18 protein-coding genes are annotated in these 19,563 nt (G+C 73.3%); 8 read left to right on the plus strand and 10 right to left on the minus strand.

Annotated features, from left to right (window positions below):
• Window positions 1-8 precede the first annotated feature (8 nt).
• The 6 genes from J2S58_RS12570 (at window position 9) to J2S58_RS12595 (ending at window position 8,297) form a co-directional block, all read left to right on the plus strand.
• Window positions 9-2,105 (plus strand): hydantoinase/oxoprolinase family protein, encoded by a 2,097-nt coding sequence (locus J2S58_RS12570; RefSeq protein ID WP_205256958.1) that lies wholly within the window; start codon window positions 9-11, stop codon window positions 2,103-2,105.
• A 758-nt stretch (window positions 2,106-2,863) separates the two neighbouring features.
• A complete protein-coding gene (locus tag J2S58_RS12575) occupies window positions 2,864-3,523 on the plus strand; it encodes an excalibur calcium-binding domain-containing protein (RefSeq protein ID WP_306828433.1) in 660 nt (219 codons plus the stop codon).
• Between the two features lie 28 nt (window positions 3,524-3,551).
• Window positions 3,552-4,199 carry a methyltransferase domain-containing protein gene (locus J2S58_RS12580; protein WP_205256786.1) on the plus strand — a complete coding sequence of 216 codons (648 nt, stop codon included), beginning with the start codon at window positions 3,552-3,554 and terminating at the stop codon, window positions 4,197-4,199.
• A gap of 25 nt (window positions 4,200-4,224) precedes the next feature.
• Window positions 4,225-4,887, plus strand: coding sequence for a hypothetical protein (locus J2S58_RS12585; RefSeq protein WP_205256785.1), 663 nt, complete (start codon window positions 4,225-4,227; stop codon window positions 4,885-4,887).
• A gap of 31 nt (window positions 4,888-4,918) precedes the next feature.
• Entirely contained in the window at window positions 4,919-6,796 is a 1,878-nt protein-coding gene (locus tag J2S58_RS12590) for a hydantoinase B/oxoprolinase family protein (RefSeq protein ID WP_205256784.1), read from the plus strand.
• A gap of 82 nt (window positions 6,797-6,878) precedes the next feature.
• Complete coding sequence (locus tag J2S58_RS12595; protein ID WP_205256783.1) at window positions 6,879-8,297, plus strand: IclR family transcriptional regulator domain-containing protein; 1,419 nt, start codon at window positions 6,879-6,881, stop codon at window positions 8,295-8,297.
• Between the two features lie 15 nt (window positions 8,298-8,312).
• Here the strand turns inward: J2S58_RS12595 and J2S58_RS12600 are convergent, their stop codons facing one another.
• Window positions 8,313-9,083: a DeoR/GlpR family DNA-binding transcription regulator gene (locus J2S58_RS12600; protein WP_205256782.1), complete on the minus strand. Its 771-nt coding sequence runs from the start codon at window positions 9,081-9,083 to the stop codon at window positions 8,313-8,315.
• Between the two features lie 47 nt (window positions 9,084-9,130).
• On the opposite strand from J2S58_RS12600, the gene J2S58_RS12605 reads away from it, so the two are divergent.
• Window positions 9,131-9,838, plus strand: coding sequence for an NUDIX domain-containing protein (locus J2S58_RS12605; protein ID WP_205256781.1), 708 nt, complete (start codon window positions 9,131-9,133; stop codon window positions 9,836-9,838).
• On the opposite strand, the gene J2S58_RS12610 is transcribed toward J2S58_RS12605, so the two are convergent.
• The 8 genes from J2S58_RS12610 to J2S58_RS12645 all read right to left on the minus strand — a co-directional run bounded on the left by J2S58_RS12610 (window position 9,835) and on the right by J2S58_RS12645 (window position 18,045).
• Entirely contained in the window at window positions 9,835-11,301 is a 1,467-nt protein-coding gene (locus J2S58_RS12610; RefSeq protein ID WP_205256780.1) for an amidohydrolase, read from the minus strand. The two genes, J2S58_RS12605 and J2S58_RS12610, sit on opposite strands and share 4 nt — an antisense overlap.
• Complete coding sequence (locus J2S58_RS12615; protein WP_205256779.1) at window positions 11,298-11,924, minus strand: FMN-binding negative transcriptional regulator; 627 nt, start codon at window positions 11,922-11,924, stop codon at window positions 11,298-11,300. The genes J2S58_RS12610 and J2S58_RS12615 overlap by 4 nt, the downstream gene beginning before the upstream one ends.
• A gap of 6 nt (window positions 11,925-11,930) precedes the next feature.
• Complete coding sequence (locus J2S58_RS12620) at window positions 11,931-13,199, minus strand: M20/M25/M40 family metallo-hydrolase (protein WP_205256778.1); 1,269 nt, start codon at window positions 13,197-13,199, stop codon at window positions 11,931-11,933.
• A 1-nt stretch (window position 13,200) separates the two neighbouring features.
• Window positions 13,201-14,352 (minus strand): N-methyl-L-tryptophan oxidase, encoded by a 1,152-nt coding sequence (gene solA, locus J2S58_RS12625; RefSeq protein ID WP_205256777.1) that lies wholly within the window; start codon window positions 14,350-14,352, stop codon window positions 13,201-13,203.
• A gap of 83 nt (window positions 14,353-14,435) precedes the next feature.
• A complete protein-coding gene (locus J2S58_RS12630) occupies window positions 14,436-15,209 on the minus strand; it encodes an amino acid ABC transporter ATP-binding protein (protein WP_205256776.1) in 774 nt (257 codons plus the stop codon).
• Window positions 15,206-16,177, minus strand: a complete 972-nt coding sequence (locus tag J2S58_RS12635) for an amino acid ABC transporter permease (RefSeq protein WP_306828442.1) — start codon at window positions 16,175-16,177, stop codon at window positions 15,206-15,208. The genes J2S58_RS12630 and J2S58_RS12635 overlap by 4 nt, the downstream gene beginning before the upstream one ends.
• Complete coding sequence (locus tag J2S58_RS12640; RefSeq protein ID WP_205256775.1) at window positions 16,170-17,183, minus strand: ABC transporter substrate-binding protein; 1,014 nt, start codon at window positions 17,181-17,183, stop codon at window positions 16,170-16,172. The genes J2S58_RS12635 and J2S58_RS12640 overlap by 8 nt, the downstream gene beginning before the upstream one ends.
• A 202-nt stretch (window positions 17,184-17,385) precedes the next feature.
• On the minus strand, window positions 17,386-18,045 hold the full coding sequence (locus J2S58_RS12645) for a class I SAM-dependent methyltransferase (protein WP_205256774.1): 660 nt from the start codon (window positions 18,043-18,045) through the stop codon (window positions 17,386-17,388).
• A gap of 145 nt (window positions 18,046-18,190) precedes the next feature.
• On the opposite strand from J2S58_RS12645, the gene J2S58_RS12650 reads away from it, so the two are divergent.
• Window positions 18,191-18,436, plus strand: a complete 246-nt coding sequence (locus J2S58_RS12650) for a DUF2630 family protein (RefSeq protein WP_205256773.1) — start codon at window positions 18,191-18,193, stop codon at window positions 18,434-18,436.
• A gap of 13 nt (window positions 18,437-18,449) precedes the next feature.
• Here the strand turns inward: J2S58_RS12650 and J2S58_RS12655 are convergent, their stop codons facing one another.
• Window positions 18,450-19,256 carry an NlpC/P60 family protein gene (locus tag J2S58_RS12655; protein ID WP_205256772.1) on the minus strand — a complete coding sequence of 269 codons (807 nt, stop codon included), beginning with the start codon at window positions 19,254-19,256 and terminating at the stop codon, window positions 18,450-18,452.
• Window positions 19,257-19,563 lie beyond the last annotated feature (307 nt).

The raw sequence follows: 19,563 nt of genomic DNA on the forward strand, positions 1-19,563 counted from the left end.
GGACCGTCATCGCCGAACACCCGCCCGCCGCCCGCACCCTGCGCATCGGGGTCGACACCGGCGGCACCTTCACCGACGTCGTCGCCGTCGACACGCGCACCGGACTGGTGGTGACGTCGAAGACCCCGTCCACCCCGGCCGACCCCGCCGTCGGCTTCCTCACCGCCGTGCACGCCATCCTCGACGTCCTGGGGGTCGGCCCGTCGGCCATCGCGTCCATCGCCCACGGCACCACCGTGGCCACCAACCAGCTGCTCGAGGGGGCGGTGGGTGAGCTCGGTTTCCTGACCACGCAGGGGTACGAGTTCCTGCTGGAGATCGCCCGCCAGTCCGTGCCCGACGGCTACGGCAACAGCTACTTCTGGGTGAAGCCGGACCGCATCGTGCCGGTCGACCGGGTCCGCACCGTCGGCGGGCGGATGGACCACCGGGGTCGGGAGATCCGGCCCTTCGACCGCGCCGGCGCCGTCGCCGCCGTCCGGGAGTTCCGGGACCGCGGGATCGACACCCTGGGTGTCTGCCTCCTGCACTCCTACGCCGACGACAGCCACGAGCAGGCCCTGCTCGACGTCATCCGCGCCGAGCACCCGGCCGCGGTGGTCTCGCTGTCCAGCCAGGTGCTCCCCGAGTACCGCGAGTACGAGCGGGCGATGACGACCCTGGTCGACGCGGCCGTCAAACCCCGGGTGGCGGCCTACGTGCGCGCGATCGCCGAGCGGCTCGCCGAACTCGACCCGGGCCGGGACATCCCGTTCTCGATCATGCGGTCCAACGGCGGGGTGCTGTCGGCGGGCGAGGTCGTCCACCAGCCGATCACCACCGTGCTGTCCGGTCCCGCCGCGGGCGCGCTGGGTGCCGCCGTCATCGCGGCGAACGCCGGCCACCCGTCCGTGGTCACCTGCGACGGCGGCGGCACGTCCACCGACGTCACGGTGATCACCGACGGTCGGGCGCCCCTGACGACCGAGGGCACCATCGGGGTGTTCCCGGCCAAGATCCCGATGATCGACGTGGTGACCGTCGGTGCGGGCGGCGGGTCGATCGCGGCGGTCTCGCCGCAGGGCTCGCTGTCGGTGGGCCCGCGGTCGGCCGGCGCCGACCCCGGTCCGATCTGCTACGCCCGCGGCGGGGTCGAACCGACCGTCACCGATGCCCAGCTGGTTCTCGGACGGATCCCGCCGCACCTGCTCGGCGGCCGCATCCCGCTGGACACCGAGGCTGCTCGTGCCGGGATCGCCGTCCTGGCGGCCGATCTCGGGCTGAGCGTCCCGGCCTGCGCGGCCGGGGTGCTGGAGATCTCGGCGTGGAACCAGGCCAACGCCCTGCGCCAGGTCACCGTCAAGCGGGGGCTGGACATCCGCGACCACCCGATGGTCGCCTTCGGCGGATCCGGCTCGCTGCTGGCCTGCCGGTTGATGGACATCCTCGGCCTGCCCGCCGTTCTCGTCCCCCCGGACCCGGGCACCGTCTCGGCCTACGGGCTGCTCACCGTGGACGTCCGTCACGACACGGTGCGCACCATGGTGTTCCGCGACGACGAGCTCGACCCGGCCCGTGTCCGCGCCGTGCTGGCCGAACTGACCGCCCGGGCCCACGAGGCGCTGGACCGGGAGGGGTTCGAGCCGGCCGCGCGGCGCATCGAGGTGTCCGCCGATCTGCGGTACTTCGGTCAGGCCTTCGAGGTGCGGGTGCCCGCGCCCGATCTCGATGCCGCCGGGACGGTGGGCCGGGGGTGGGCCGATGCCGTGGTGTCCGCGTTCCACGACGCGCACCGGGCGCTGTACGGGTACGACTTCCGCGGCCGGGCCAGCCAACCGGTCGAGTGGGTCAACCTCCGCGTCACCGGGGTCGGCCCGCAGGCCCGACCGGTCATCCCCCGGGTGGCCCCGGGCACCGGTGACACCCGCCCCGCGGTGCTCGAGCAGCGTCCCGTGTACTTCGACGACTGGACCGACGCCATCGTCTACGACCGGGCACGCCTGGGCGCCGGCGACCAGGTGAGGGGCCCGGCCGTGCTGCAGGAGTTCGGTTCCACGGTGCCCCTGCCCCCCGGGTTCACCGCGCGGGTGGACGACTTCGGGAATCTGGTGCTCACCCGGGGGTGAGTGCGGCGGGGTGCGGACGTGCGGCTCGGGGCTGGGAGGCCGGGGCGAGCGCTCGCCTCGCGCGACGTTCGCTCGGCTCTCGTCCGGACGCGAGGGAAGCGTCTGTCGCGTGAGGGCGCGGGTGGGTGTGGGTGCACGGGGCTGGGGCGCCGGCCGGCCAGGGCGAGCGCTCGCCTCGTGTGGCGTCTGCTCGGCTCTCGTCCGGACGCGAGGGAAGCGTCGGTCGCATGAGGGGAGCGGGTGGGCGGGACCGTCCGGGGCCCGTCGCTCGAGCCGAGTCGCGTTGCTCGTGCGAGGGCGCGTTGCTCGCGGCCGGTCGCGAGCAACGCGGGTCGGTGTGAGCAGCGGGTCCGCGCGGGCAGTGGTTCGGAGTGGGCAGCGGGGCAGCCGGTATCCCGGGTGCGGCGTTTCGCGGGACGGACGCCGGTCGGGCTCTCCTCCGGCTGCTGTCGGGCTGCTGCCGGTGTTCACCGCTCGTCCACCGGTCGGTGATGTCCGGCCCGACAACACCCTGTTCGGGGGGGCGAACGGGGGTGGACCGTCGACGGACTGTGGCCAGCGGGTCGACGGCCGCGGCGACTTTCCCCGATCGGGTAACGCCGGAGCCCGCTGTGACGAGAAGGTCACTGTGCGGCCCGGACACCCGGGCCACAGGGGTGGGGGAAGGCATGAGTGCACCGGCAGCCGGACCGGCGGGACACCCGCCACCATCCGGGAGGCCCACGCCTGGTCGTCGAGGGGTCGGCCCGGTGTGGTGGGTGGTGGCGGGTGCTGTGCTGGTGCTCGCGCTGATCGGTGCGATCAGCGGGGGCGGCGGACTGGTCATGCTGGGGTTGCTGGTGATGATCGCGGGGATCGTCGCCGTGGTCATCGCGCGGCCGTCGTGGGGGCCGCTGGCATCGCGCAAGGTCGGCGGGGGAGTCGCCGGCGTGGGGCTGGTGCTCGCCCTGGTGGGTGGCGGCAGCCCGGCAGTGTCTGCTCCGGTCGCCCAGCAGCCGGCAGCTGTCTCGACCATCACGACCCTGTCGGTGCCGACCACCGTCACCGTCCCGACGACCGTGGTGGTGACGACGACCGTGGTGTCGACGGCGCCCGCACCGCCGCCGGTCACCGTGACGCAGACCGAGACGGTCACCCTGCCGGCCCCGGCTGCGGCTGCCGTCGAGGAGCCCGCGGCGGTCGCAGCTGCCCCCGAAGCGGCGGCAGTGGTGCCGCAGACGCAGGCCGCCCCGCGGACCCAGGCCGCGCCGCAGCCGTTGGTGGCTCCGGCACCGCAGACGCAGGAGCAGCAGCAGTCGGCGTACTACGCGAACTGTTCCGCGGCCGAGGCTGCGGGAGCGGCGCCGGTGTATCGCGGCGACCCTGGGTACTCCAGCAAGCTCGACCGTGACGGGGACGGGGTCGGCTGCGAGTCCTGAGCCGCCGGCTTCCGGCACTCTGGCTGGGGTGACCTCCCCCTCTCCGTTCCCCGACGGCTTCTTCGACCGCAGCGACCCGTCACCGGACGGCGAGTTCTACACCCCGACGCGGCTGGTCACCCACATCGACGACGGCGCCATCGCCGCGGTGGGCGACCTGTACGCCGAGCTCGGTCTGGACGGCGCGTCCGGTGAGCCGCGGCGGGTGCTGGACCTGATGTCGTCGTGGATCTCCCACCTGCACAGCGCGCCGGCGGAGCTGATCGTCCTGGGCATGAACGCGGCCGAGCTCGACGCCAACCCGATGGCCACCGAGCGGATCGTGCAGGACCTCAACCTCGACCCGCGGCTGCCGCTGCCCGACGCCTCGGTCGACGGGGTGGTGTGCTGCGTGTCGGTGGACTACCTGGTGCGGCCGGTGGAGGTGCTGGCCGAGGCGGCGCGGGTGCTGCGGCCGGGCGCGCCCGTCGCCCTGACGTTCTCCAACCGCTGCTTCCCGTCCAAGGCGATCCGCGGCTGGCTGGCCACCGACGACGAGCAGCACTGCGCCATCGTCAGCGAATATCTCCGGCAGGCCGGCGGTTTTACCGAAGCGGAGGCCTCCTTGCGGACCCCCGGCGGGCGGTACCGCGGGGATCCGCTGTACGCGGTGGTGGCGCGGCGGCTCGGGGGCTGACCCGCGGGGTGGCTACGGTCGGCCGATGATCACCGCCGCACGGCGTCGCGACGCGACCACGGCACTGCTCATCGTCGCCCTGGGTGCGCTGACCATCGCGGCGGTGTTCGTCGGATCGCTGCCCTGGCCGCAGCGCGTGTGGGTGCCCGGCACTCGATCGTCGATGGTCGGCCGGTTGCTGGACGAGCCGCTACCCGTCTGGCTGCTGCTCATCGCCACGGCCGCAGTGACCATCGCGACGGCGCTGGTGTTGTTCCGCCGGTTGCCCGAGCCGGCCCCACCGCGGTGGTTCCCCTGGGTGCTCGCGGTGCTGCTCGTCGTCACGGCGGCGGTGGGCAGCCTGAACGCCCTGTTCTTCGCGGGGCCGGCCGGCCCCTCCGTCGGGCCGATCATCCCGATCTTCCACTGGATGTTCACCTTCGTGCCGTCGCTGGTGATCGGGTCGCTCGGCGCGGTGGCGACGGGCCGACACGGGCTGCCGGCGGCGTTGGCCGCGGCAGTGGTGGCCGTCCCCATGCAGGCGCTGAGCTGGTCACTGCTGGTGCGGTTCAACAAAAGCTCACCGGCCGTGCTGAACGCTCTGTGGCCGACGGCCATCCTGGTCGTGATCCCGTTCCTCATCTCGCTGGCCATCGTGATGAGCGTGCAGGCCGGGCGGGCCCGCGACCGCGCCCACCCCCAGCCGTGACGCCGATGGCCCCCGGCGGCAGAATCGCCGGATGACCACGCCGGTGACACAGCAGGTCGATCCCATCCTGGTCGAGATCGTCGCCGGGACGCTGGCGTCGGTGGAGGCCGAGGTGGAGACGGCCATCGGGCGCACGTCGCGGTCGCCGATGATCCGCGACGCGCACGACTTCCGCGCCGGCATCCACGACGCCCGGATGCGCAAGCTCACCGGCCGGTCGTACTCGGCGCTGGTCCAGCCGGTGGTGCGGGACTTCCCGTTGGAGACCATGAACCCCGGCGACGTGTACTTCCACAACGACGTCTACCTGTCCGAGGGCGGCATCGGGCACCTGCCCGATCTGTGCGTCACCGTGCCCGTGTTCTCCGGCGGGCGGGTCGTGGCGTTCGTGCAGGCGTTCGGTCACCACGACGACATCGGTGGCTCCGTCCCGGGTTCCATGCCCTCGCACGCCCGCAGCGTGTTCGAGGAGGGCCTGATGGTGCCGCCCATCAGGTTGTGGGACCGCGGCGTGCCCAACCAGGCGGCGCTGGCCATCATGACCCGCAACTCCCGCATGCCGGAGTCGCTCGCCGCCGACCTGGACGCCGAGTGCTCGGCCTGCCTGATGGGCGCCGCCCGGATGACCGAGCTGTTCGACCGGTACGGGGCACAGCAGGTGCAGGCCGCGTTCGACACCATCCTGGACCGTTCGACGCAGACGTACCGGACCGAGATCCTGTCGCGCATCCCGGACGGCGAGTACGTCTGGGAGGACTACGCCGAGCACGACGGCGTGGACGAGCCCCGGCTGCACGCCCAGCGGATCACCCTGACCAAGCTGTCCGACGGGGACGGCGTCACCGGCGGCCGGCTGATCCTGGATTTCACCGGCACGTCCCCGCAGGCCAAGGGCCCCATCAACCACGCCGCCGACTACTCCGACGGGGTGTTCCTGGCCAAGTGGCTGGCACCGATCCTGCGGAACCTGGCCGCGAGCCCGGAGCGGATGGCCGAGCTCGACGTCAACGAGGGCGTCGTCCCGCTCATCGAGATGCGTTTCCCGTCACCGGGAACGCTGCTCACACCGATCTTCCCCGCCCCCACCAACGCGCGGACGTTCGTCATCCTGCGGTTGCTCGGCGTGCTCGCCGGGGTGCTGGCCAAGGCGGTGGACGGCCGGATGCCGGCGGACCAGGAGACCATCCGCTACACCGGGGTCTACGGCCGCGACGAGGCCGGCCGGGAGTACCTGATGCGCGAGGTGCTGGGCGGCGGATCGGGCGGTCGCTACTACGCCGACGGCGAGGACACCATCCACGTGGTGCCCGACTCGCGGAACCTGCCCACCGAGTTCACCGAGGCGCGGTTCCCGTTCCTCGTCGAACGGCTCGGGCTGGCCGTCGACTCCGGCGGGCCGGGGCTGTACCGGGGCGGACTCGGCTACGACAAGCAGATCCGCATGCTGGTGGACGCCTCGTTCATGTCCATCGCCGACCGGTCGATCCTGGCGTGCTGGGGAGTGCGCGGCGGGAGAGCCGGGCAGTCGTTCAGCGTCACCATCGACCCGGGCGGACCGCACGAGCGCGAGGTCGACGCCCTGGCCGACGACGAGCCGGTGCGTGCGGGGGAACTCATCCGCATCCGCACCACCGGCGGCGGCGGGTGGGGTGACCCGCTGGAGCGTCCCGTCGCGGCCGTGGAGCGGGACGTGTTGTGGGGCAAGGTCTCGACCGCCGGTGCGGCTCGGGACTACGGCGTCGTGCTCACCGGCGGACCCGGCGGTGTGCAGGTCGACCTGGCCGCCACCGAGGCGTTGCGGGCGTCCCGCCGTGCGCAGGCGCCCGCCGACCCGCCGTTCTTCGATCGTGGCCCCGGCTACGCGCGGTTGTCCGGTGGACGGGAGTTCGCGGAGGTCGACCACCGCTGATCAGCGGGTTTGAATCGGTCTCCGGTGCGGTACTGGCCGGAGGATCGCAGTCCCCCAGTGCGCCCGGACAGGAAGGATGCCGATGCCCGACCGTCTCGCCACCGCTCTCGCGGTGGTGCGTGCGGTCGCCGACCGGCCGGATCCCCTCCTCCCGGTGGCGGTGGGTGCCCTCGCCCAGGAGCTGGGCCTCACCACCTCGTCGGCCTCGCGGGTGTCCGCCGCGCTGGCCGGCGTCGGCCTGCTCGACCACGCCGAGGGGTACGGCGCGTACCGGCTGGGCCGGCGTGCGGCGACCATGTCCGGCCGGGCCGGAGCGGCCGTCGCCTCGGCGGTCGACTTCGCCCTGACCCGCCTGTCGGCTGCCACCGGGGAGACGGTGTGCCTGGTCGCGCCCGCCCCGGGCGGACCGCGGGTCATCGCCGTCGTCCCGTCCGGCTGGACCCTGCACGTGCGGGTCCGGGTCGGTGACCTGTGCGCCGGGCCCGGCGATGCCGCCGTGCGCGTGCTGCAGGACGAGAGCTGCCGGGACGTCGAACGGTCCGCGGCCGACGAACGCGACCAGATCGCCGTCGGGGTCCGCGACCAGGGTGGGGAGGTGGTCGCCGCCCTCGTCGTGCACGTCCCCGCCATCCGGACCGAGCGGGTGCTGCCGGTCGCCGGCCGCGTGCTGCTCGCCGCCCGGTCGAACCTGGAGGCAGCCATCGTGCGCGCACCCGCGCAGCACGCACCGAGTGACGGCCGGGCGGTCCGGGTCGCCGCCGGGCGCGCGTCGCTGAGCCTGGCCGCGGCCGTCCTGGAGGACGTGTGCGAGGGAGGCAGTGAGGTGCCGGAGATCGCCCGCCGGCTCGGGGTCCGTCCCGAACGGGTGGAGCGGGTGCTCGGCGACGCCGAGAACGCCGGGCTGGTCCGCCTCGCCGGCGGGGGCGGGACGGTGACGCCGCGCTGGTACCTGCACGGCTGGCACCGGGCGGTGACCGCCGCCGTGCTGACCCAGCAGGTGGCGCCGCTGGTCACCGCGGCCGCCCAGGAGTCCCGCACCACCGCCTACGTCACCGTCCGCCGCGGGATCCGCAGCGTCACGGTGGCGGAGGCGTTCGCCGAGGGGCCGCTGAGCACCCAGAGCTGGCTCGGCCGGCCCGCCCAGATGGTCGGCGCGGACGGCGGGGCGTTGCTGATCATGGACCTCGACGACGACCAGATCGTCGCGGTGCTACCGGCCCGCACGTCGCTCACCGCCCAGCGCACCCCCCGCGACCTGGACAGCTTCCTCCAGCAGGTGCGGCGGGCCCGGCTCGACGACCGCCTTGTCCTCGACGGGTACGCCGAGGACGGCCTGACCTCGGTCGCCGCGCCGGTCCGCGACGCCTCCGGCGCGGTCGTCGCGGCGGCCTGCCTGGTCGGACCGACCCATCTCATCGGCCGGGAGCTGACCTCCACCCGGGCCGTGGCCGACCGGCTGGCCCGCGGCGTCTCCGACCTGCTGGCCGCACCCACCGGCTGACCCGCGCCGGGCTGCTCACCGCGCGCGGGGCCCGCGCCCTTCCCGCACCGTCACGCCGAGATTCCGGAGTGCGTCGACGGTCTCGTGCGGTCGTCCGTCGGTGACGACCCCGGACACCTCGGCCAGCGGGAGCACCGTGTACCGCGATGCGGCGCCCAGCTTCTCGGCGCTGGCCAGCACCCAGGTCTCCGCCGAGCGGCTCGCGAGCAACCGTTTCATCGCCGCCTCGTCGACGTCACCGGTGGTCAGGCCGTGCACCGGGTGGACCCCGGTGACCCCGAGCAGGAACAGGTCGGCGGTGACACCGGCGGCGGCCTCCGCGGCCACCGCCCCGCAGGTGACCATGGAGTGCTTGAACAGCCGGCCGCCGAGCAGGACCACCTCGACCCCCGGGTGGTCCAGCAGGGCGACCGCCACCGTGGGGCTGTGGGTGACGACGGTGCACTCCAGGTCGGTCGGCAGGGCGCGGGTGACCGCGAGCGTGGTGGTCCCGCCGTCCAGGATCACCACGCTGCCCGGCCGGATCAGCGCAGCCGCGGTGACCGCGACCGCGGTCTTGCCGGCGGGCTCGACACCGGCCCGGGTGGTGTAGTCGGCCAGGGCCGGCGAGGCGGGAACCGCTCCGCCGTAGACCTTCTGGCACAGGCCGGCCGCGGCGAGCTCGCGGAGATCCCGCCGGATGCTGTCCTCGGACAGCCCCAGTTCGGCGGCCAGTTCCTTGGCCACCACTTTCCCGTCGACACGCAGTCGGGTCAGCAGCAGGTCGCGGCGTTCGGCAGCCAGCATTCGCACTCCTTCATGGTGTTGCACGCTTCTGCATGTACGGTACCCGGATGAGCACCCCTCTCCCGACCGGGACGCCCGGCCTCGACATCCCCGATCACCGCGGGCGCACCGGGCTCGACCGGGTCGGCCGCGACCTCACCGGCAATCCCGACGTGGTCGTCCGCGACGTCGAGCTGACCTCCCACGGCGGCTGGCACGTGTTGCGACGCACCACCTTCGACCACCGCCGTCGCGACGGGCAGTGGACCACCGAGCAGCGGGAGACCTACGACCGCGGCAACGGGGCCACCGTGCTGCCCTACGACACCGATCGCCGCACCGTCCTGCTCACCCGGCAGTTCCGTTACCCCGTCTACGTCAACGGGCACCCCGACGGCATGCTCGTCGAGGCCGCCGCCGGACTGGTGGACGACGACGACCCGGAGACCGCCATCCGCCGGGAGGCGGAGGAGGAGCTGGGGGTCGAGCTCGGGACGATCACCCACGTGTTCGACGTGTTCATGAGCCCGGGGTCGGTCACCGAACGCGTGCACTTCTTCGCCGCGCCCTACCGGCCGACCGACAGGACCGGCAGCGGCGGCGGTCTCGCCGAGGACGGCGAGGACATCGAGGTGCTCGAAGTGGACATCGACGAGGCGCTGGCCATGATCGGCGACGGCCGCATCGCGGACGGCAAGACGATCATGCTGCTGCAGTGGGCGGTGCTGAGCGGTCCGTTCACGCGTCCTGCGCAGCGGCGTGCCGGACAGAACTAGTCCGGCAGTGCCCCTGCCGTCACCCGACCCGCCAGCACCGTCGCGGACACCGGCATCGTCCGGAGTTCGTCGCCGGAACTGGCGAGCGGATCGCGCTCCAGCACGACGAGATCGGCCGGCTCGCCCGGCGCGATGCGGCCGTGGCGGGTGGACGCCGCCAGCGCGTCGGCGACGGAGATGGCCTGCTCGGGATGCCACGGGTCCCGGCCGTCCCGGCTGCGGGTGACCGCGGTGGCGACGCCGAGCCAGGGATCCAGCGGGGAGACCGGGGCATCGGATCCGAGGGCCAGCCGGGCCCCGGCGTCGAGCAGCGAGCGGGCCGGGAACGCCCACGCGGTCCGGCCGGCCCAGTGCCGGTCGGCGACATCGCGGTCGTCCATCGCGTGCTCGGGTTGGATGCTGGCGGTGATGCCGAGCTCGGCGAAGCGGGCCAGATCCTCCGGGGCGACCAGCTGGGCGTGCTCCATCCGGCCACCCACCCCGAGCTGGGCGAAGGTGTCCAGGGCGATGCGGGCGGCCTCGTCCCCGATGGCGTGCACGGCCGGGGTCAGGCCGCCACCGACGGCCCGGCGCAGCAGGTCGAGCAGGTCGGCGGGTTCGACGGTCAGGAACCCGCTCGTCCCGTCCGGGTACGGCTGCCGGCAGCAGGCGGTCCGGGTGTTCAGCGAGCCGTCGATGAGGATCTTGAACGGGCCCATCCGCACCAGGCCGCCGCCGCCGGGCACGGGATCGCCGGTGCGCAGGCCGCTGTCCAGGGCGCGATCCAGATGGCGGGTGTAGACCCCGGTGTCCACCCGCAGGGCCCGGTGCCCGGCCGCCACCCGGCGTGCCCAGACGCCCGGGTTCCACGCCATCTCCAGATCCACGACGCCCACCACCCCCCGGGCGGCCGCCGCCTCCGCCGCATCGGCGACCCAGCCGTCGACCACCGTGTCCGGCACCTCGTCGAGCCGGCGGGTGATGAGGAACGCGTCGTCCTCGACGAGCAGGCCGTCCTGCCCGTCGAGCACGCCGAAGAGTCGGGCGGCGGCACTGTTCGGCCAGACGCAGTGCAGGTCCGCGGAGACCAGCACGACGGCGTGGTCCGGTCCGGCGGCGTCCAGCAGGGCCCGGCTCGGTGCGTCCGGCCAGAGCCCGTCCCGGAAGCCGTAGCCGACCACCGGGTGCTCGTCCGCCGCGGGTGCGTGCGGCCCGGTCAGGTGCGCGCGGACCAGGTCCGCGGCGTGGGCCGCGCTGCTGGCCGGGGAGACGTCGAGCCGGCGGCGGGTCATCGCCCACTGGGTCAGGTGGACGTGCTCGTCCCACAGGCCGGGGACGATCCAGCGGCCGGCCAGGTCGACCCGGCGGCCCCGCGTCCCCGCCCCCGACCCCACGGCGGAGATGAGCCCGTCGGTGAGCAGGACGTCGACCGGCTCGGCCGCGCCCGGCAGGCGGGCGCCGGTGAGCAGCAGCGGCTCGGTCATCCGGTCCCCCCGTGCACGCGGCGCATCTCGGCCGCCAACGCCGGATTGCCGTACGGGCCGGGCGACCCGAGCGCGTCGATGACGCGCTCGACGACGGCCGGCGGCTTGTCCTGGCTGAGCTTGGCCTTGGTGACGATGCGGGTGGGGGTGAGCCGGATGCCCACCGTGCCGGCGACGATCCGTTGCGCGTAGGCGACGTTCGCCGGATCGGTGAGCAGGCGGCGGGGCTCGGGCACCGCGTCCTCGAAGTGGTCCACGAGCGCGTCCAGCACCCGCAGGTTCTCCTGCCCGCTGAGGATCTCCGGGACCCCGGACAGGTGCGCGACGACGAAGTTCCACGTCGGGACGGCCGGCGACGTGTGGTACCAGCTGGGCGAGATGTACCCGTGCGGGCCCTGTACGAGCACCAGCAGCTCCCGGTCACCCAGCTCGAGGACGTCCTCGTCGGGCCGGCCGAGATGGGTCAGCAGCGACAGTTCGTCCCGGGTCTCGTCCACCAGCACGGGATAGTGCGAGGCCGCCAGACCGCCCGAGGTGTGACTGACCAGGGTGGCCCAGGGGTTCTCCCGCACCAGCCGCTTCAGGTCGGCCGGATCCATGGCGTAGTCGGGGTTCTCGCGCATGACCGCCTATCGGTGGGCGCCGCAGCGGCGGACGGCCAGCAGCACGATAGCCCTGGCCACGGCCAGGGTCTCGGCCACGGACACCTGCTCGCGCGGGGCGTGGGCCATCCGGACGTCGCCCGGACCGAAGAGCAGGGTGGGGATTCCCCCGACCCCGGTGTACAGGCGCAGGTCGCTCCCGTAGGGCACGGCCTGCTCCCCGTCCCGGTGACCGACACCGACGTCACCGGCGGCGCGGGTCACCTCGGCGATGACCGGATGCCCGGTCGGGGTGGCGCCGCTGGCGAACTGGCCGCCGGACCAGACTAGTGCGACCGGATGGTCGGCCAGCCACGGATCGGCCCGGCACGCCGCGTCCACGGCCCGGGCGAACGACGCGCGGGCATCCGCCGGGTCCTCGCCCAGCCGCACCCCGAGGCGCCCCTCCGCGGTCAACAGGTCGGGGACGCTGCTGGCCCAGTCGCCGGCCGCGATCCGGCCGATCGAGATCGGGTAGGGCAGCAGGTTCGCCCCGAAGCGGGGGTCGTGGTCGGCGTTCCGTTCGCGTTCCAGCTCGAGGATCGCCCGGTGCACCGGGAGGAAGGCGTCGAACGCGCTGACCCCGGACGCGCGGGCACTGCCGTGCGCGGCCAGCCCGGGCACGGTCAGGGTGAAGGTGAGGGCACCGGCATGGGCGGTGACCACCCGCCCGCTGGTGGGTTCGGTGATCACGGCGGCCGCGCCGCCGTGCCCGCGCACCATGGTCGCGAACGCGCCCAGGCCACCGTCCTCCTCGCTGACCACGCAGTGCACGGCCAGCGGCCGTTCCAGGACGAGCCCGGAGTCGTGCAGGGTGCGGGCCACCGCGGTGTTGACCGCGACCCCGGCCTTCATGTCGCAGGCGCCCCGGCCGTGCAGCACGTCGCCGCGGATGACCCCGCCGAACGGCTCCGTCCCGGCCCACCGGGCACGGTCGCCCAGCGGGACGACGTCGACGTGGCTCTGCAGGATCAGCGCCGGTTCGCCCGGGCCGGAGGTGCCGACCACGCCGTACCCCTCGGTGCGGTCGGCCTCGGTGCCCGGGAAGCGCGGGTCGGCCCGCAGCGCGGGCAGATCCAGCGCCCAGGTGTCGACGTCCAGGTCGAGCTCTTCCAGGCCCGCGGCCTGGCGGTGCTGCAGATCGGATTCGGCGTCGCTGCCGGTGATGCTGGGGATCCGGACCAGCTCGACGAGATCACCGACCAGGGCGGTCTCGTCCAGATGGGCCAGGGCGTGGGCCTCGACGTCGGTGAGCATGTCAGGCGGCCCCGACGGGCATCGGATCGCGCAGGGCGGGCCGGTCGGCGCGGAACAGCGACAGGTCCTCCGTGCTCGAGCCGGTGGTGGCCAGGTCGGCCAGCACCCGGCCCATGGTCGGGGTGAACTTGAACGCGTGGCCCGCGCCCAGCCCCAGGTGCAGCCGGGGATGACCGGGCACGGAGTCCAGCACGAAGTGCCGGTCCGGGGTGAGGGCGTACTGGCAGGTCACCGTGCGCAGCGGGACGCCGCTACCGGGGAGGGTGGTGGCCATGAACGCGCGCAGCTCGTCGAACCGGGTGGGCGACGGGACGAACGTCCGCTCGTCCGTCCCCATCAGCACCTCCGAGACGTCCCGGGCCGCCTTGATCGTCGGCTCGCCGAAACACGGGAAGCCGTAGTAGCAGACCTGGTCCTCCCAGATCCAGATCGGGAACCGGCCGATCTCGAACTCCGCCGGCCGGTCCGGCTTGAAGTAGGTGACCTGCTCCTGCATGACCCGCATCGGCACCTGCGCGCCCAGCGGCGCGAGCAACCGGTTGGTCCAGGCATCCGTGCACAGCACCACCAACCCGGCGTGGACCGGTCCCTGTGCGGTCTGCAGCACCACCCCGTCGGCGTCCTCCTGAAGGGACGTCACCGGGCAGCGGTCCCGCAGCCGGGCCCCGAACATCCGCGCGTGCATCTGCAGGGCGGCGACCGAGCGGTTGGCGTGCACGATCCCGGAGTCGGCCGTCCACACCGCGCCCACCCCCTCGGGTACCGCGAACTGCGGCACGAGCTCGCGCATCGCGGCCGCGTCCAGCTCCTCGTGCTCGACCCCGCACACCCGCAGGCTGTGCAGGTAGTCGGCAAGCGGCGCCGGGGCCGTCGGCGGGCAGAACGTCACCCCGCCGGTCCGGGTGACCAGGTGCTCGCCGGACACCTCCTCGAACTCGGCCCAGTCGCGGTAGGCCGCGTCGGCCAACCGGACGTACTCCGGGCGCTCGTAGGCACGCCGGATGATCCGCGACGTGTCGTGCGAGGCACCGCGCACGTGACCCAGTTCGAACTGCTCCAGGCCCAGCACGTCCGCGCCGCGGCGGGCCAGCTGGTAGGCCGTGGCACTGCCCAGGGCACCCAGGCCCACCACGACGTGATCGACGTGCTCCATGATCGGAACTCCCCTGTCTGGAAGTGATGCGGAGTGGATCTCCCTGCGGCGCTGCAGGTCCGTGCGTTCCCGAGAACCGGGTCTCAGAGCACCCGGGCCAGGAAGGACCGGGTGCGGGGGTGGGCGGCGTCGGAGAACACCCGCTCCGGTGGGCCGTGCTCGACGACCACCCCGCCGTCCAGGAAGGCGACGCTGTCGGCGACCTCGCGGGCGAAGCCGATCTCGTGCGTCACCACGATCATGGTCATGCCGTCGGCGGCCAGATCCTTCATGACGTCCAGGACGTCGCCGACCAGTTCGGGGTCCAGCGCGGACGTCGGCTCGTCGAACAGCATGAGCTTGGGCTGCATGGCCAGGGCACGGGCGATGGCCACCCGCTGCTGCTGGCCGCCGGAGAGCTGGCGGGGGAAGGCGTCGGCCTTGTCCGCCAGGCCGACCCGGTCCAGCAGGGCCAGCGCCCGGTGCCGCACGGGCCCCGGCTTCTCCCGGCGGACCCGCAGCGGGGCTTCCATGAGGTTGCCCAGCACCGACAGGTGCGGGAACAGGTTGAACGACTGGAAGACCATGCCGATCTCGCTGCGCCGCCGGGCGATCTCGGCGTCCTTGAGCTCGTACAGCTTGTCGCCCTGACGTCGGTAGCCGACGAGTTCGCCGTCGACGCTGATCCACCCGGCGTCGATCTTCTCCAGGTGGTTGATGCAGCGCAGGAACGTGCTCTTGCCGGATCCGGACGCACCCAGCAGGCACAGCACCTCGCCGGCCCGGACCTCCAGATCGATGCCCTTGACGACCTCGTTGCTGCCGTAGGACTTCCGGACGCCCCGGGCCAGCAGCAGCGGGGCGTCGGCGGCGGTCATCGCGTTCCTCCGTGCTGGATGTCGGCGGGCTCGAGGTGCTCTTCCTCGGGTGGCGCGGGGTCGGTCGGGGCCCTGCCCTTGCGCACCCGACCGCCACCCTGGCTGTCGCCACGACGCAGGCGGCGCTCCAGGAACGTCTGCCCGATGGTCAGCACGGTGGTCAGCAGCAGGTACCACAGGCTGGCCGTGATGAGCAGCGGGATGACCTCGTACGTCCGGCTGTAGATGATCTGCGAGGCGTAGAGCAGTTCGGGCAGGGCGATCACGCTCACCAGCGAGGTGGTCTTCAGCATCGAGATGGTCTCGTTGCCGGTGGGTGGGATGATCACCCGCAGAGCCTGGGGGAGCACGATCCGGCGGAACACCTGGCGGCCCGTCATGCCCAGGGCCTGTGCGGCCTGCGTCTGACCACTGTCCACAGACTGCAGTCCGGCCCGGACGATCTCGGCCATGTAGGCGGCCTCGTTCAGACCGAGCCCGAGGATCGCCGCGACCAGCGGGGTGATCAGGGCGTTGGCGCTGCCGGAGACGAAGGTCGGCCCGAACGGGATCCCCAGCGACAGCGTCGGGTACAGCGCGGAGAGGTTGAACCAGAAGATCAACTGCACGAGCAGCGGGGTGCCGCGGAAGAACCCGATGTAGAGCAGCGAGGCTCCGGACACGATCGGGTTCTTCGAGTCCCGCCCGACCGCGAGCACCACCCCGAGCACGAGCCCGACCACCATCGCGACGACGGTGAGCAGCACCGTCGTGCGCAGGCCCTCCAGGATGGCGGTGCTGGTGAAGTACTTCGCGACCACGTCCCATTGGTAGTTCTCGTTGCGGATCAGCGAGTTGACCAGCATCGCGGCGAGCACCACGACGACGGCCATGGCCACCCAGCGTCCGGGATGCCGCAGTGCCACGACCTGCCCGGGCAGGGTGGCCGGCGGTTGCCCGGCCCGCCCCGCTCCGCCCACCTCAGCCACGGGAGACCGTCGGGTCGGTGATGGCCCCCGTCGCGACGTCCCACTTGTCGAGGATCTCCCCGTACGTGCCGTCGGCGACGATGGCGTCCAGGGCGGCCTCGATGGCCGGGGCCAACTCGGAGCCGTTGGGCACCGCGAAGCCGTAGGGGGCGGGGTCGTAACTGGCGTCCAGGACGAAGAACTGGCCGTTCGCCTGCTGGGCGGCGTAGGCCAGCGGGCCGAAGTCGGAGACGACGGCGTCGGCCCGGCCGTTGCCCACGGCCAGGTTCGTCTGCGCCGCGTCCGGGTAGATGTCGACGGTGATCTCGCTCTGGCCGGCGTCCAGACAGGTCTGGTTGAACAGCGGCAGGTAGTTGTCGGCGTAGATCGTGCCCTTCTGGGCCGCGATGCGGTGGCCGCACAGGTTGTCCAGGGTCAGGCCCAGGGGGTTGTCGGCCGCGGTCATGATCGAGGTGCCGCCCTCGAAGTAGGTCACGAAGTCGACGACCTTGTTCCGCTCGTCGGTCACCCCCATGGCGGCGGCGGCCATGTCGTACCGCCCGCCCTGCAGGCCGGGGATGATGCCGTCGAACTTGAGGACCTGCAGGTCGGGCTGCAGGCCCAGCGCACCGGCGACCGCGGCGACCAGGTCCGGGTCGACCCCGGTCAGCGTGGTGTTGTCCTCGGCGTAGAACTCGAACGGCGGGTAGCCCTCGCCGGTGGCCACGACCAGCGTCCCGCGCTCCCTGATCTCGGCCGGGACCAGATCGGCGGCCGCCTGGACGACGCCGCCGGCCGCCACGGACCCGGCCCCGCCGGTGACACCGCCGGATTCCGACGAGGTGGATCCGGCCGCTCCCGGTGAGGTCGCCCCGGAGGACGACGGGCCGGACGAGGGCACGGCGCCGACGGATCCGACACCGTCCGACCCGGAGCCGGAGGAGGTGTCGGTGGCGCCACAGGAGATGAGCGAGAAGGTGAGTGCGGCCGCGGCGAGGGCGGCGAGCGGGCGGGTGCGGGTGATCACGGGATTCCTCCGTCAGGGGCGGTGGGTGGCGTGGGCACATGGGCTGAACCGCTCGCCGTATGGGCGCCCGACGCTAGGAGGCCGACCTCACGGGGTTGTTACGCATCGGGCATCGTGCAATCCCGGGAGCTCGGGATTGCACGTCGGTGCAACGGTGCGGCCGATCTCCCGCGTGGTACCCGGGCCTGGACGTCCCCGGACGTCAGCGCAGCCGGGTGGCCCGGACCACCACGTCCTGCAGGGTCCGTCCGTGCCCGGGGAGGACGCGGTCGACCTCGCGGGCGGTGTCGATGCGCCACTGCCCGCCGGCCAGCAGGGCGGTGATCCCGTCCGTGGTCGCGGTGGCCTCGGCCGGCGGGTGGTCACCGTGGTGCTCCTGACCGTGGCCGCCCGGACCGTGCCGGTGGCCGACGATCAGCAGGGTGCCGCCGGGGGCGACCCAGCCGGCCAGCCGGCGGTGGAAGTCGAGCTGCGGGATCGCCGGGTGGGCGTAGTGGCTGACGACCAGGTCCCACCGCTCCCGCGGCTCCCAGATGCCCAGGTCGACCTCGATCCAGGTGGGCCGATCGCCGGGGTCGTCGGCCCCCGCGTGGTCGCGCGCGGCGGCCAGGGCGGCGCCGGAGATGTCCGCGCCGGTCACCTGCCAGCCCTGCCCGGCCAGCCAGCGGGCCTCGGTCCCCACCCCGCATCCCGCGTCCAGGGCGGTGCCGGGGGTCAGCGTCGCCGTCTCCCGGACGAGGTGGGGATTGACCGGCGCCTGCCCGGCGGTGGCCGGTCGGTCCCAGTGCTCCTCCCAGTACGGCTTGTCGAAGACGGGCGCAGGTCGCCCGCTGTCCTGGGTGCTGCCGTGGTGATGGGTCATGGGGTGCCCCTCGTCGAGCCCGGGTGGGGGTCGCAGCCTGCCGGGAGACGCCCGTCTTGGCAAGCATCTTTGCCGGTGCGGCAAAAGCGCGGGCGGGGCCTACGGTGCGGGAGAAGGCTCTGTCATCTTCCCGGGAGGTCGCGACATGTCCGACGACACCATCCACGAGCAGATCACCCATCTCGTCGACCAGGAGCACGCGCTGCGCGAGCGCCGCCGCCGTGGGGAGATCAGCGACGAGAAGGAGCACGAGCAGCTGCGCGGGCTGGAGGAGGCGTTGGACCAGGCCTGGGACCTGCTGCGCCAGCGCGACGCCCGCCGGCACGCCGGACAGGACCCGGACGGCGCGGCCGTCCGTCCTGCGGACACCGTCGAGGGCTATCTGAGCTGAGGGACCGCCGGCGTCAGTCCGGGACGACCCGGTGGGCGTGAGAGGTGCGCCGGGCGTACCAGCCGACGGGTCGGTAGGGCCGGATGCGCACCCCGGCCGGGATCGAGCTGCGCTCGGCGTCCAGCAGTCCGCTGCTGCCCGAGTCCAGCACCAGGGGGGTCGTCCCGGGTCCGACTCCGCAGTCGCCGAGCCACAGCACCGCGTGCGAGACGACCCCCGCTTCGGACCGGATGTACACGATGTCGGCGGGTTGCAGCGAGGCGACGAACGCGTCGTGGTCGGTGGCCGGGAGCACCTGGATCGGGTGGGTGAAGCACGAACCCTCGGTGGTGCTGCGGTGCATCTCGGACTGGGTGACCACCTGGGTGGGCAGCGTGATGCCCAGGGCGTAGGAGTGGACGAACCCGATGAAGTTGCTGCAGTCCAGGCCGGGCCCGCGCCGGCCGGAACGCACCGGGTGGTGGGGCCAGTCGGCGGGTGGGGACCAGGACGGGACGTGGTGGTGCTGGTAGTCCAGCCCGATCAGCGCCGCGGCCACCGCCACCACCCGCTCCCGGGCCACGCGCCCGCGGAACCGCCCGGCGGGTGCCGGATACCGATAGGCCCGCGGACCCCAGGGCCCCCACTGCGCCGCCGTCTCCGGGGTGTACCACCGGTCGAACGGGATGCAGGCCTGCATCTGCGGGTCGTTCCACGGCGCCCCGTCCAGCCCGGCCATCCGTTCGACCTCCGGCGTGCTGAATCGGACGGAGTACGGGGAGCGGTAGCCGGGTTCGGCGTCCACCACGGGAAGTGCGGGGCCGGGAACGGTGACGGTCACGGGGTGTCCTCGGGGTGGGGCTCGGGGCGGCCGGCTGTGGGTGGGGCGGAGTCTGCCGGGCACCGGGTGGGTCGCCGGTGTGGCGGCGGAGCGGTGCGCTCGGAGGCCGGATCCGAGCGAGGGAGAGTCTCACTTACCGACGTAACTCGGACTAGTCTGACCAACGGTCCGAGTTTCCGATCGGGGTGGGGGGACATGACACGGCCGAGGGGCGCATCGACGAGCCCGTGGCCGGTGCACCGCCATGAGCGGCGTCCCTGGCGGCAGACGGTGCGCGGCGGCACCCGCGAGGACCGAACCACCTCCG

Source organism: Nakamurella flavida (genome assembly GCF_030811475.1).
Lineage (GTDB): Bacteria > Actinomycetota > Actinomycetes > Mycobacteriales > Nakamurellaceae > Nakamurella > Nakamurella flavida.

What these genes read in the sequence shown, in the direction of transcription:
- J2S58_RS12600 (WP_205256782.1), bottom strand. Translation starts at nt 9,083, where the DNA reads ATGCTGGCTGCCGAACGCCGCGACCTGCTGCTGACCCGACTGCGTGTC.
- J2S58_RS12610 (WP_205256780.1), bottom strand. Translation starts at nt 11,301, where the DNA reads ATGACCGAGCCGCTGCTGCTCACCGGCGCCCGCCTGCCGGGCGCGGCC.
- solA (WP_205256777.1), bottom strand. Translation starts at nt 14,352, where the DNA reads ATGGAGCACGTCGATCACGTCGTGGTGGGCCTGGGTGCCCTGGGCAGT.
- J2S58_RS12595 (WP_205256783.1), top strand. Translation starts at nt 6,879, where the DNA reads ATGCCCGACCGTCTCGCCACCGCTCTCGCGGTGGTGCGTGCGGTCGCC.
- J2S58_RS12630 (WP_205256776.1), bottom strand. Translation starts at nt 15,209, where the DNA reads ATGACCGCCGCCGACGCCCCGCTGCTGCTGGCCCGGGGCGTCCGGAAG.
- J2S58_RS12645 (WP_205256774.1), bottom strand. Translation starts at nt 18,045, where the DNA reads ATGACCCATCACCACGGCAGCACCCAGGACAGCGGGCGACCTGCGCCC.
- J2S58_RS12590 (WP_205256784.1), top strand. Translation starts at nt 4,919, where the DNA reads ATGACCACGCCGGTGACACAGCAGGTCGATCCCATCCTGGTCGAGATC.
- J2S58_RS12615 (WP_205256779.1), bottom strand. Translation starts at nt 11,924, where the DNA reads ATGCGCGAGAACCCCGACTACGCCATGGATCCGGCCGACCTGAAGCGG.
- J2S58_RS12620 (WP_205256778.1), bottom strand. Translation starts at nt 13,199, where the DNA reads ATGCTCACCGACGTCGAGGCCCACGCCCTGGCCCATCTGGACGAGACC.
- J2S58_RS12650 (WP_205256773.1), top strand. Translation starts at nt 18,191, where the DNA reads ATGTCCGACGACACCATCCACGAGCAGATCACCCATCTCGTCGACCAG.
- J2S58_RS12585 (WP_205256785.1), top strand. Translation starts at nt 4,225, where the DNA reads ATGATCACCGCCGCACGGCGTCGCGACGCGACCACGGCACTGCTCATC.
- J2S58_RS12605 (WP_205256781.1), top strand. Translation starts at nt 9,131, where the DNA reads ATGAGCACCCCTCTCCCGACCGGGACGCCCGGCCTCGACATCCCCGAT.